Consider the following 11,625-nt stretch of genomic DNA (forward strand, 5'->3'; position numbering starts at 1 on the left):
CTCGACTTGCATGTATTAGGCACGCCGCCAGCGTTCGTCCTGAGCCAGGATCAAACTCTCCGAAGAAATGTTTGACTTGCTCATTTTGCTTTTTTCATAGTGTGTGCTCACTCAAAATTTACGTTGGCGCTTTGTTTTGTTCAGTTTTCAAAGAGCAATCTCTATCGCTGATGTCCTTAGCGACTTTAATATCTTACCATGTCGCTTCCGCTTCGTCAATAACTTTTTTCAAAAAGTTTTTAAATCTTTTTTTTAAAAAGCTAATGTCTTGCAGCAACTTTTATAATATACCAGCGAATTATTTAATAGTCAATAGATTTCCGAAATATTATTTTTGATTATTTTTTCGAGTTGCTCTTGGCCCGTACATAGGCAAGACATTCCTTTTCTGTACCCATCCTTTTAAACAAATCGAACAGGATATTATACTTCTCATTGATTGCCCTTTTAACTATATGATCTATCCTCTCATCCTGTAAATCAAATAGAATTTCATCCATTTCTCTTTTAAGGAGATACAGTAATTCCTCCTTTTCCTTTTCATTAATCAGAAGACCCAGCATATTCAACACCTCCAAAAACCATCTTTCCCCACCAACCCTATTTATATAGCTTTTCTTTTTTTGCATAACTTCACAATACGAGCATAAATATGATGACAAGAGCATTTGGACAAGGGGATGGATTAATGAAATTCTTCATGGTGTTTCAAGCAAAGAACATCAAACAATATTCGTTAATTTTAATTACGGCTATATTTACCGCGTGGTTTCTTTTTGTGCAAAATATTCTGCATGCTCCTGTTTTTTCTACCGAGGATGGACCTAAAGCCGTTTATAAAGGGGATAAAAATATTGCCATTACATTCAATATTGGATGGGGCGATGAGAAATCAGCTCCTATATTAGAAACGTTAAAAAATGAAAAGATTAAATCAGCCACCTTTTTTCTTTCTGGTTCTTGGGCTGAACGTCACCCTGACACGGTAGCAGCTATTGTGAAAGAGGGCTATGAGATTGGAATACTTGGTTACGACTATAAAGATTACACCGATCTCAGTGACCAGGAAATTATCCGGGACATTTCCAAAGCACAGGAAGTATTCAAAAAGCTAAATGTAAAAAACATCGAACTATTACGGGCACCGACCGGTCATTTCGATAAGCGGCTCCTTAAAATCAGCGAAAATTTTGGTTATACCGTGGTTCATTGGAGTATAGATTCAAAAGACTGGACGAATCCGGGCGTTGAACGAATCGTTCAAAACGTTAGCAAGGCTCATAAGGGAGATATCATCTTATTGCACGCGTCCGACTCTGCTAAGCAAACTAATAAAGCACTTCCCGATTTGATTGAAGAACTCCGTGGCAAAGACCTGAACTTTGTTAATGTTTCAGAGATGATTTCCAATTCATCAGCAAGAAGTGAAGAAATAAAATAATTGCCTACTGGGATATAGACGCGAAAAACCTGACTTAGGATAGTCAGGTTTTTCATGATGGACATATAAACTCCGCTTTCAGAAGGATTCACTTACCTTCTAACCCTTCAGCTTTAAACTTCTTTTCATTAGTTTGCTTCCGAACCTTTTTGCCTGCTAACTCTTTTTGGGAACGATTGATCAGATTACTCAGTATCATTAATTGGTAGGCATTACATACAAGTAACGGGAACAACATGAAATAGAGCCAACCTTCCTCATTAGTATTGAGGACAGGTATCCACTCTAGTACCGTCACCACCACCATGAAAAATAGTGCAGGAATAAATGCCTGTTTATTCGTTTGTCTCATCTTAAAATACGCGGTAACCATCCCTATCACCAGGACCACCAAAGCTAAAAATATGTAGGAACCAATTCCTTCACCTGATCCAAAGGTAAGAAAACGTAAATAGACTAAATCAAATAAAACAAAAATTATGAGGACTACTTGTACCGCATTCCATAACGAAACGCTTTTAAAGATCCCCAGGCCGAAACGATGTATCGTTAAATAAGCAAAAAATCCCGCTTGACTTATCACACTGAAAATCAATCCCACCCCAAATAACCAAACAAACGTCGAAAGTATGGATGCAATTTCAAATGATGTGAAATAAGATTCAAATTCACTCCACCGGGCTATGAATCCTACGACTCCACCCGTTACCCCACCTATAAGCAATGTTGTCATAAACAATCGAACTAAATTACGGCTGTTCATTCTTTTCCTCCATGCGTTTCTATTTATTTCCTTAATTGTACCAACCATATTTGGAAAAATCCACTTATTGTACCAATGGATAATATCCCTTACCGGGAACCATATTAACAGTATGTAACATTAAAGAGGGGGCTCTACGTATGAAAATGGGGTTTGCTTTGTTTTTCACATCACTCTTGCTCTTTTGTACCGGTTGTTCACAAAATGGAGCTAGTGAAGGGAAAATGGATTATGAAGAGACAAAAAAGATGGTCGTCGATATCTTAAAAACTGACGATGGAAAAAAAGCGATACAGGATACCATTGCCGATGATAAAACAAAAACTGAACTTATTATGGACTCGGATATCATTAAGAAATCCATTGAAGATACTGTAACTTCCGATAAAGGGAAAGAATTTTGGAAAAAGGCTTTTAAAGATCCTGAATTCACCGCTGCTTACGCGAAGGCTTTAAAAGACGAGCATGAAAAGCTATTGAAAGACTTAACAAAGGACCCACAGTATCGAGGCATGCTGATAGAGATCTTACAAGAACCTGATTTGGAAAAGGAAATGAATAAGTTACTTAAAACGAAAGAAATGAGAGCCGTCTATAAAAAACTGATCATAGAGACGATGGAAAGCCCGCTTGTTGAAGCAAAAATGCAGAAGAGCTTAGATAAAGCTGCTACTAAAGCCATCGAAAAAGAGGAAAAATCGAAAACCGAGGGTAAATCTAAAGAATAAGAAGAAAAGGCTACTTCCAAATGGGAAGCAGCCTTTTCTTCTTATTGCAATTTATCAATGACCTTGTTTGCGATGTCCTCATAAATCTTACCTAATCTATGGTCAGCCGCGTATATAGAAGGTGCGAAATCTTCTTCGTTCCAGTCAGGTTGTTGAAGAGGAAGTTGTCCTAAAACATCTGTACGAAGTTCTTCTGCAAGCTTCGCCCCTCCACCTTTACCAAATACGTATTCCTTCTCACCAGTGGTTTTACTTTCGAAATACGACATGTTTTCAATTACCCCGATAACCTCGTGCTCCGTTTTAATAGCCATGGCTCCAGCCCTTGCTGCAACAAAGGCTGCAGTCGGATGTGGGGTAGTGACAATGATCTCTTTACATGAAGGAAGCATGGTATGGACATCCAACGCGACGTCTCCTGTACCTGGTGGTAAATCAAGAACCAAGTAATCCAATTCGCCCCATTCCACTTCATTGAAGAAACTGTTCAACATTTTTCCGAGCATCGGCCCTCTCCAGATTATCGGAGCATTATCTTCCACGAAGAAGCCCATAGAAATCACCTGAACGCCAAAACGCTCGACAGGGATGATTCTTTCCCCACGGACAACCGGCCTTTTCGTGATTCCCATCATATCCGGTACACTGAAGCCATATATATCAGCATCGACCAGTCCAACTTTTTTACCAAGACGAGCAAGGGAGGTAGCTAAATTTACAGAAATCGTGGATTTACCCACTCCCCCTTTACCACTCGCAATCGCGATAAATTGTGTCTTATTGTTTGGTCCAAGCAATCCTAAATCTTTATCATCCTGAGGGATACTATCACGATGCTTAGCCAACTCTTCCTCGGGTAGTTCCGCGAATCGGATCCCCACCGATTCCGCTCCGTTTCCTTTCAATAGATCGACAACTTCTGTTTGCATTTGCATTTGCTCTGCAGTACCTGTTTTTGCGATAGCCAGCTTAACGCTTACATGACTTTTTTCAGGTTTGATCTTCACTTCCAAGATTCCATTTGTATCTGCAAGGCTTTTATGTAGAAAAGGGTCCTTAAGATCCTTCAATAAATTCAGTACTTTCTCTTCAGTTAACAAGTCGAGCACCCCTTTGAATATGTTTTCTTTTCCCAATTGTAGTATATCATAATACGGAAATAAAGCTTATTATCTGCACCATGGACTTCCTCTTATGTCAACATAACAAAAAGGCCTTGTATATCAAGACCTTTTTCCAAAAAATCAATCCGGATCCGACAGCTTCTCCTCCGTAAAATACCGTAGGATTCCCATATATATCGAACTTGCAATTTTCTCTTGGTATTTGTCACTCATTAACCTCTCTCGTTCTTCGTTATTAGAGAGGAAGCCTATCTCAACCAACGCCCCCGGTTTCTTTGCATAATTCATCAAATATACATGATTAATTGTTTTCGCGTCTCTTTTTGTATTTTCTAAGTTTCTTATGATTTCTGTCTGGATAAACTTTGCCACCTGTTCATTTTCCTCAAACCGATTTGTATAAAAGGTTTGAGCCCCTTTAGACGACGCCGAGGGAAATGAATTCAAATGAATGGTTAGAAATAAGTCCGCTTCAGAATCATTGATCATTTGAACCCGGTTCCTGAGATCTTCTTGTTTTCGTTTACGGATTCCTTTTGTATCTTTCAAAGCGAGATCAATATCCTTTTCTCTCGTCAAAAGAACAAGAGCACCCTGTTCCTGTAGATAATCCCTTACCTTCAACGTAACTGAAAGGGCGATATCCTTTTCCATTGCTTCCTGGACATTGGCCCCCCCGTCCATTCCCCCATGACCTGCATCAAGTATGATGACCTTACCAGTCAGTGGAAGGTTCCAAGACTCCCAAGAATCATCTTCAACAAATTTGAAAGTCACAATTAAGAAAAGGACAAACAACCCCATAGCGATGCCTGTATATTTTAATTTCCTGCGCATGACCGTTCTCCTTCCACTAGCCCCTTTATCTATAAAATATGGGACAAACCAAGGAGTTAGAACAGGTTATTTTGAAGGATACAAACCTCCCTTTTAATGAAGTTTCATCTTATATCGTTTTTCACCCGTCTTAAAGCCGTCTAACCACCATTCCCCTACAAATCCTTCACAACAGTAAAAAACTCCTTCATCGATGGCGTTACTTACCGTCACCTCACGCCAATATAAAATGAAGTTAAAAAGGGTATCAATCAAAAATTTTTCTTCCTTCCTACAACGGGCTCTTACATCCTCTTCCGACTCTCCATAATACCCAAACTTACTATAATTCGCCCCCAATAGATAAGCCTCTATAGCCACATCAAAATACCCCTCTTCCAAGACATCCAGGTATTCCTCTCCAAAATAACGTTTGATCCTGCCCCTCATATCCTCAATCGATAACTCCCTAAGTAACTTTCGTTCAAACTTCAACTGCCGCTCTCGCTGCATCTCCTGTAAACCTACAACCACACTCATCGATTCACCTCCGGGGTCAGACCCCATTTCCCAAATTATTTCCCAAGATGCATATAGCTTTTACTTACCAGCGTGAACCATTCACTGATTCAATTGGAAATAATTAATTAGAGTAGAAGGCTATAGAAATAAAAAAAGCTCCAGCCATAGAATGGCTGGAGCTTTTTTGAAGTCCCAAAAGATTAACGTTTTGAGAACTGAGGTGCACGACGTGCGCCTTTAAGACCGTATTTTTTACGTTCTTTCATACGTGGGTCACGTGTTAATAATCCAGCAGATTTAAGAGCTGGACGGAATTCTGGGTCTACATGAAGCAATGCACGAGCGATACCGTGACGGATTGCTCCAGCTTGTCCAGTGTATCCACCACCGCTAACGTTTACAAGAACGTCGTAATTTCCAGTAGTTTCTGTAGCAACTAGTGGTTGGTTTACAACTTCACGTAATGCTGCGAAAGGAATATATTCATTAATGTCACGACCGTTAATAACGATGCGACCTTCGCCTGGTACTAAACGTACACGAGCTACTGAGCTCTTACGGCGACCAGTACCATAATATTGAACTTGTGCCAAGATAGTAACCTCCTTAGTAATTATCCGCGTAATTCGTAAACTTCTGGTTGTTGAGCAGCGTGTGGGTGCTCAGCTCCAGCGTATACGTGTAATTTTTTGTAGATTTGACGACCAAGAGAATTCTTTGGAAGCATACCTTTGATAGCAAGTTCAAGCATTCTCTCAGGGTAGTTTGTACGCATCTCAAGAGCAGTTCTAGTTTTAAGACCGCCTGGGTGCATAGTGTGACGGTAATAAATTTTGTCAGTCAATTTTTTACCAGTCAAGTGAATTTTTTCTACATTGATTAAGATTACATGATCACCAGTGTCGATGTTCGGTGTAAAAGTTGGTTTATGTTTACCACGTAAGATGGATGCTACTTCAGTAGAAAGGCGACCTAAAGTTTTGCCTTCAGCGTCAATCACATACCATTTACGTTCTACTTCATTAGCTTTCGCCATAAATGTCGTACGCATGGTTAACCTCCTAAAAAACTTTTTAATTTTTTATATTTATTTTCAATCACAATAAACTTCCGGGGCTTATCGTGGGATTAAAATACATACCATATTATATTAACTTCTCCCAGTAGCATTGTCAAGGGAATGTTACACTAGGATAAGTTGTCTTAAAAACTGATTCGATATCTTCACGAAAAGATTCTTTAGGGCCGTTATGCCACGTCCGTAGCGGCCTCAACAAATTCAAGTCTTTTCATTACTTGTAAAAATTTCGGTGCACCCTGAAAATATTTTTTATTTGTAAAATACTTTCCATAAATACAATCCTTGCCCCGGTGCTGTTTTCCCTGCAAAGCTTCGATCTTTTTTGTTCAAAATATCAATGATTTCACGGGGAGCTATCTTACCACTACCAACTTCAAGCAACGTCCCGACCAAGATACGGACCATATTATACAAGAAACCTTCTCCAACAAACCGAAAGACTAAAAATCCATCAACCTCGTGGAAATCAATTTCCTGAATGGTCCGTACCTTGTCAACCACTTCCGTCTTAGCCGAACAAAAGCTGGTAAAATCATGAGTACCCACTAAATAAGAAATGGCTTCAGTAATTGCTTCCTCATCTATTGGATAAGGGTAATGATAGGCATAATTGCGCTGAAACGGGTTCCTTAACGTAGAACGGTCAATGATATATCGGTACTCCTTGCCCGTCGTGTGGAATCTTGCATGGAAATCATCAGGGGCAATCTCCACTTCCAAAACAATGATATCATTCGGAAGCAGTGCACTGAAGGCTTTTACCCAATTTTCCGTAGGGAAGACCAGCGGGGAATCAAAATGAAGGACCTGCCCCTTGGCATGAACCCCTGAATCTGTCCTTCCCGAGGCTGTCACTTTGACAATGGTCCCCTTGTGAATCTGAGCTAATACGGCCTCGAATTCACTTTGGATGGTTCTTTTCTCTGGCTGCACCTGATAACCAGCAAATTCTGTACCATCATAGGCTATCAAACATTTATACTTTGGCATCTACTCTTACCTCTTATGAACGTAATATAAATAACATGACTGTAAGGACCGCAATGGAGACCATCAGCAGGCTATCACTGACCCTCCATTGTAACTGCCGGTATTTCGTACGGCCCTCCCCGCCACGGTACCCCCTGGATTCCATGGCTGTCGCCAATTCTTCTGCTCGTTTGAATGAACTGACGAACAAAGGAACAAGTAACGGAACAATGGACTTAACACGATCCTTAATGGGACCCGATGAAAAGTCCACGCCTCTTGCCGTTTGTGCCTTCATGATCTTGTCCGTCTCTTCCATAAGTGTAGGAATAAAGCGAAGGGCAATCGACATCATCAAAGCAAGTTCATGAACAGGCATCTTCCACTTCTTAAGAGGCCCTAAAAGCTCTTCCATGCCATCCGTTATCGAAATGGGTGTAGTCGTCAAGGTGAGGAGTGACGTAACCAGTATCAATAAGGTGAATCTTACAGATATAAATAAGCCTTGAATCAAACCGCCTTCGTATATTTCAATCCAACCAAAATCAAAAAGCAGTTCTCCTTCTTTCGTAAAAAAGATATGGAGAAGAAAAGTGAAGATGATTAGGAAGAGAATAGGCTTTAACCCATTATAAAGATAACGAAGCGGAATCTTGGATAAGACGATTAACAATACTGTAAATGCTGCAAGAAGAGCGTATGAAACTACATTATTAGCCAAAAAGATCACACAGACAAAAAGGAACACAAGTAATAGTTTAGCCCGAGGGTCCATTTTATGCACCACAGAGTCAGCAGGGACATATCGCCCGATAATCATTTTATCAAGCATTAGCGGTTCCCCCGTTTCATGGCTTTATCGATTTCTATGGCCAAATCCTCGATATTAAGACAGGGATGATCGAAACGAACACCTAACTCTTTTTGTAGTTTGAGTTGGAACCGAACCGTATCCGGGACATCCAATCCTAACTCAAGCAATTGCTCTGGTTGTGAAAAGATTTCCTGAGGCGTTCCTTTTTGGAACACGGTTCCCTTATGCATGATAATGATATCATCGGCATACTTTGCCGCATCTTCCATGCTATGGGTCACTAAAATAGTCGAAATGCCCCTGACTTTATGCAGGTCATAAAACATGTCCATGATTTCTTTTCGGCCGCGCGGATCAAGTCCGGCTGTGGGCTCATCCAATACCAATACATCTGGTTCCATTGCCAAGACACCTGCAATGGCCACCCGTCTCATTTGGCCACCAGACAAATCAAAAGGAGATTTATCAAGGAATTCCTCACTCAGACCTACCTGTATGATGGCTTTTTTAGCCAGTACTTTAGCATCTTCTTCAGAAACCCCAAAATTCATTGGACCAAAACAAATATCCTTCTCCACCGTTTCATCGAATAGTTGATGTTCCGGGAATTGAAAGACGATGCCTACTTTTTGCCTAATTGGCCGCAGTAGTTTTTCTTTTCTCCCAGCAATGATCGTACGGTCGCCAATGATGACCTGACCCTTAGTCGGCTTTAGGAGGGCATTTAAATGCTGCAGTAGCGTCGATTTACCGGAACCTGTATGACCGATAATTGCTGTATACGTTCCCGATTCCATCGATATATTGACGTCATGAAGGGCCAAATGTTCAAATGGAGTATTCACCTGGTAGCGGTATTCTACCTCATCGAGTGTAATTCGCATAAATCCTTCACCAACTCTTCCTCTGTCAAATGCCCATTCACGACACGAACGCCATTTTTTTGAAGTTCTTTACTTAGCTTTACCGAAAAAGGTATATCCAGTCCAAGGGCAATTAGTTCTTCCTCTAATTTAAAGATGCCCTCAGGAGTCCCTTCACGATATAACCGGCCTTGATTCATGACAATCATCCGGTCAGCTTTCGCAGCCTCCTCAAGATCATGGGTAATCGAGATTACGGTAATCTCATTTTCCTGCTTTAATTCTCTAACCGTTTCAAGCACTTCTTCACGGCCTCTCGGGTCAAGCATAGAAGTTGCCTCATCTAAAATGATTATATCTGGTTGCAGGGCAATAACGCCCGCAATGGCAACCCTTTGCTTTTGACCGCCGGATAGATGGTGCGGCTCTTGATTAAGAAAGGCATTCATTTTGACCTTAGTTAATGCACCATGAACACGCTCCACCATAACCTGCTGAGAAACACCGGCGTTTTCTAAACCAAAAGCCACATCATCCTGAACTGTAGTGCCTACAAACTGATTATCAGGATTTTGAAAAACCATCCCAATTTTTTTTCGGACATCCCAAACGGTTTCATCTGTCAATATTTGATCATTAATCATGATCGTACCTGAGTGGGCGAATTGAAGACCATTCAATAATTTCGCTAAAGTCGACTTGCCGGAACCATTATGACCAACAATTGCAAGCCACTCCCCTTGATATATATCAAAAGATACATCATCTAAGGCGTTTTTAGACTGACCCTCATATTTGAAAATAATATTATTTAAAGAAACCAGCTTCTTCCTCATGTGGCCCTCCTCATCCTCGACTGCACTCATCTTTCTTACTCGGCTCAAATAACTTAAACCATCAATGAAATATCAGCAATTATTTCTGAACATATAAAAAAACGCTGCACCCCTTCCACCGAAAGAATTTTCGGTAAATTAAGAGCAGCTTTGAGCAGTCCTGTTACGAAAAACAGGTTATCTTATTGGATCGCTTATCAAAAGCGGGAAGGGGTGCTTGAGCTAGACGTGAAGGCTCCCATAAAGGTTTCGCCAGCCATCGTAACACTCAATGCGAATTTCTAACATACAGAACCTAAAATAAAAAAAGAAAAAGGGCATAGAACAAGTGAGTATATTCCTTTGTCCTGCCCTTTTTCATCGTTGTTATTAAACTAATTCAATAACCACGACTGGTGCACCGTCACCGCGGCGTGGACCAACTTTCATGATACGAGTGTATCCGCCTTGACGTTCTTCATAACGTGGAGCAACGTCACTAAATAGCTTTTGAAGGGCATCTGTGCCTTTCTCAGCGTCAGCGATTTCGTTACGGATGAATGCTGCAGCTTGACGGCGTGCATGCAAGTCACCACGTTTACCAAGAGTGATCATTTTATCTACTACAGAACGTAATTCTTTAGCACGTGCTTCAGTAGTTTCGATGCGCTCATGGATGATAAGATCCGTAGCTAAATCACGAAGTAATGCTTTACGTTGTGCGCTAGTGCGTCCTAACTTTCTGTAACCCATTAGAGATTCCCTCCTTTGTTGAAGTTCTATATTGTGTGTCTAGTAAAGGCTCACAACATAATGGATGATTCCGCCATGTTATCAGTCGTCTTTACGAAGACCTAAGCCTAATTCTTCTAGTTTCGCTTTCACTTCTTCAAGTGATTTACGACCTAGATTACGCACTTTCATCATATCTTCTTCCGTTTTATGAGCAAGCTCTTGAACGGTGTTGATTCCAGCACGTTTCAAGCAATTATAAGAACGAACAGAAAGATCTAATTCTTCGATAGTCATCTCAAGAACTTTTTCTTTTTGGTCTTCTTCTTTTTCAACCATGATTTCTGCATTTTGAGCTTCATCAGTTAGACCAACAAAGATATTCAAATGCTCTGTTAAAATCTTAGCTCCAAGTGCTACCGCTTCTTGCGGACCCGTACTGCCATCAGTCCAAACATCGAACGTTAACTTGTCAAAGTTAGACAACTGTCCTACACGAGTATTTTCCACTTGGAAAGATACGCGTGAAACTGGAGTGTAAATCGCATCAATTGGAATTACACCAATAGGCTGATCTTCCCTCTTGTTTTGAACAGCAGGAGTGTAGCCGCGGCCGCGACGTGCAGATAAGCGCATACGCATATGACCGTTTTTACCGATTGTAGCAATATATAAATCCGGGTTAAGAATTTCTACATCACTATCATGAGTGATATCAGCAGCCGTGATGACCCCTTCACCCGAAACGTCAATTTCTAGCGTCTTTTCCTCATCGGAATAAATCTTAAGAGCTAGCTTTTTCACATTAAGGATGATTGATGTTACATCTTCTACGACGCCTTCAATTGTTGAGAACTCATGTAGCACTCCATCAATTTGTATAGCTGTGACAGCAGCACCTGGGAGTGAGGATAATAGGATACGACTTAAGGAGTTACCCAATGTAGTACAATACCC

At 40.7% G+C, this 11,625-nt stretch carries 15 protein-coding genes and 1 rRNA gene; 2 read left to right on the forward strand and 14 right to left on the reverse strand.

Translation table 11 applies throughout. The annotated features are described in order from the left end of the window. Together ACIQXN_RS21235 and ACIQXN_RS21240 are read right to left on the reverse strand one after the other, a co-directional pair. Positions 1 to 66, reverse strand: a 16S ribosomal RNA gene (locus tag ACIQXN_RS21235); the annotation flags it as partial. Between the two features lie 272 nt (positions 67 to 338). Further along, positions 339 to 563: a hypothetical protein gene (locus ACIQXN_RS21240; RefSeq protein ID WP_402971482.1), complete on the reverse strand. Its 225-nt coding sequence runs from the start codon at positions 561 to 563 to the stop codon at positions 339 to 341. Positions 564 to 688: 125 nt separating this feature from the next. On the opposite strand from ACIQXN_RS21240, the gene pdaB reads away from it, so the two are divergent. Beyond that, entirely contained in the window at positions 689 to 1,441 is a 753-nt protein-coding gene (gene pdaB, locus ACIQXN_RS21245; protein WP_402971486.1) for a polysaccharide deacetylase family sporulation protein PdaB, read from the forward strand. Between the two features lie 88 nt (positions 1,442 to 1,529). On the opposite strand, the gene ACIQXN_RS21250 is transcribed toward pdaB, so the two are convergent. Further along, entirely contained in the window at positions 1,530 to 2,204 is a 675-nt protein-coding gene (locus ACIQXN_RS21250; protein WP_402971490.1) for a KinB-signaling pathway activation protein, read from the reverse strand. Between the two features lie 140 nt (positions 2,205 to 2,344). Between ACIQXN_RS21250 and gerD the strand changes: the two genes are divergently transcribed. Next, a complete protein-coding gene (gene gerD, locus ACIQXN_RS21255; protein ID WP_402971493.1) occupies positions 2,345 to 2,932 on the forward strand; it encodes a spore germination lipoprotein GerD in 588 nt (195 codons plus the stop codon). 41 nt (positions 2,933 to 2,973) lie between these two features. Here the strand turns inward: gerD and ACIQXN_RS21260 are convergent, their stop codons facing one another. The 11 genes from ACIQXN_RS21260 to ACIQXN_RS21310 form a co-directional block, all read right to left on the reverse strand. After that, positions 2,974 to 4,032, reverse strand: a complete 1,059-nt coding sequence (locus ACIQXN_RS21260; protein WP_402971496.1) for a P-loop NTPase — start codon at positions 4,030 to 4,032, stop codon at positions 2,974 to 2,976. A gap of 144 nt (positions 4,033 to 4,176) precedes the next feature. Then, on the reverse strand, positions 4,177 to 4,893 hold the full coding sequence (cwlD, locus tag ACIQXN_RS21265) for an N-acetylmuramoyl-L-alanine amidase CwlD (protein ID WP_402971499.1): 717 nt from the start codon (positions 4,891 to 4,893) through the stop codon (positions 4,177 to 4,179). A 93-nt stretch (positions 4,894 to 4,986) separates the two neighbouring features. Next, positions 4,987 to 5,412: a DUF2521 family protein gene (locus ACIQXN_RS21270; protein WP_402971502.1), complete on the reverse strand. Its 426-nt coding sequence runs from the start codon at positions 5,410 to 5,412 to the stop codon at positions 4,987 to 4,989. A 182-nt stretch (positions 5,413 to 5,594) separates the two neighbouring features. Then, positions 5,595 to 5,987 (reverse strand): 30S ribosomal protein S9, encoded by a 393-nt coding sequence (gene rpsI / locus ACIQXN_RS21275; protein ID WP_402971505.1) that lies wholly within the window; start codon positions 5,985 to 5,987, stop codon positions 5,595 to 5,597. Between the two features lie 20 nt (positions 5,988 to 6,007). Next, entirely contained in the window at positions 6,008 to 6,445 is a 438-nt protein-coding gene (gene rplM / locus ACIQXN_RS21280; RefSeq protein WP_034304960.1) for a 50S ribosomal protein L13, read from the reverse strand. A 279-nt stretch (positions 6,446 to 6,724) separates the two neighbouring features. Beyond that, on the reverse strand, positions 6,725 to 7,465 hold the full coding sequence (gene truA, locus ACIQXN_RS21285; protein ID WP_402971507.1) for a tRNA pseudouridine(38-40) synthase TruA: 741 nt from the start codon (positions 7,463 to 7,465) through the stop codon (positions 6,725 to 6,727). Positions 7,466 to 7,478: 13 nt separating this feature from the next. Further along, on the reverse strand, positions 7,479 to 8,276 hold the full coding sequence (gene cbiQ / locus ACIQXN_RS21290; protein ID WP_402971511.1) for a cobalt ECF transporter T component CbiQ: 798 nt from the start codon (positions 8,274 to 8,276) through the stop codon (positions 7,479 to 7,481). Beyond that, the gene (locus ACIQXN_RS21295; RefSeq protein WP_402971514.1) at positions 8,276 to 9,142 is read right to left on the reverse strand and encodes an energy-coupling factor ABC transporter ATP-binding protein; all 867 of its coding nucleotides are present in this window, start codon (positions 9,140 to 9,142) and stop codon (positions 8,276 to 8,278) included. The genes cbiQ and ACIQXN_RS21295 overlap by 1 nt, the downstream gene beginning before the upstream one ends. Further along, positions 9,118 to 9,957, reverse strand: a complete 840-nt coding sequence (locus ACIQXN_RS21300) for an energy-coupling factor ABC transporter ATP-binding protein (RefSeq protein ID WP_402971517.1) — start codon at positions 9,955 to 9,957, stop codon at positions 9,118 to 9,120. The genes ACIQXN_RS21295 and ACIQXN_RS21300 overlap by 25 nt, the downstream gene beginning before the upstream one ends. Positions 9,958 to 10,326: 369 nt before the next feature. Then, the gene (gene rplQ / locus ACIQXN_RS21305) at positions 10,327 to 10,689 is read right to left on the reverse strand and encodes a 50S ribosomal protein L17 (RefSeq protein ID WP_057915229.1); all 363 of its coding nucleotides are present in this window, start codon (positions 10,687 to 10,689) and stop codon (positions 10,327 to 10,329) included. An 81-nt stretch (positions 10,690 to 10,770) separates the two neighbouring features. Then, positions 10,771 to 11,625, reverse strand: an 855-nt coding sequence (locus tag ACIQXN_RS21310; RefSeq protein ID WP_402971520.1) for a DNA-directed RNA polymerase subunit alpha, incomplete at its 5' end; no start/stop codon positions are given.

The sequence above is a fragment of the Peribacillus sp. NPDC097295 genome (assembly GCF_044761665.1).
Classification (GTDB): Bacteria; Bacillota; Bacilli; order Bacillales; family DSM-1321; genus Peribacillus.

Coding starts and splice junctions, on each gene's coding strand:
- ACIQXN_RS21240 (WP_402971482.1), bottom strand. CDS start 563: ATGCTGGGTCTTCTGATTAATGAAAAGGAAAAGGAGGAATTACTGTAT.
- pdaB (WP_402971486.1), top strand. CDS start 689: ATGAAATTCTTCATGGTGTTTCAAGCAAAGAACATCAAACAATATTCG.
- ACIQXN_RS21250 (WP_402971490.1), bottom strand. CDS start 2,204: ATGAACAGCCGTAATTTAGTTCGATTGTTTATGACAACATTGCTTATA.
- gerD (WP_402971493.1), top strand. CDS start 2,345: ATGAAAATGGGGTTTGCTTTGTTTTTCACATCACTCTTGCTCTTTTGT.
- cwlD (WP_402971499.1), bottom strand. CDS start 4,893: ATGCGCAGGAAATTAAAATATACAGGCATCGCTATGGGGTTGTTTGTC.
- ACIQXN_RS21270 (WP_402971502.1), bottom strand. CDS start 5,412: ATGAGTGTGGTTGTAGGTTTACAGGAGATGCAGCGAGAGCGGCAGTTG.
- rplM (WP_034304960.1), bottom strand. CDS start 6,445: ATGCGTACGACATTTATGGCGAAAGCTAATGAAGTAGAACGTAAATGG.
- truA (WP_402971507.1), bottom strand. CDS start 7,465: ATGCCAAAGTATAAATGTTTGATAGCCTATGATGGTACAGAATTTGCT.
- cbiQ (WP_402971511.1), bottom strand. CDS start 8,276: ATGCTTGATAAAATGATTATCGGGCGATATGTCCCTGCTGACTCTGTG.
- ACIQXN_RS21295 (WP_402971514.1), bottom strand. CDS start 9,142: ATGCGAATTACACTCGATGAGGTAGAATACCGCTACCAGGTGAATACT.
- ACIQXN_RS21300 (WP_402971517.1), bottom strand. CDS start 9,957: ATGAGGAAGAAGCTGGTTTCTTTAAATAATATTATTTTCAAATATGAG.
- rplQ (WP_057915229.1), bottom strand. CDS start 10,689: ATGGGTTACAGAAAGTTAGGACGCACTAGCGCACAACGTAAAGCATTA.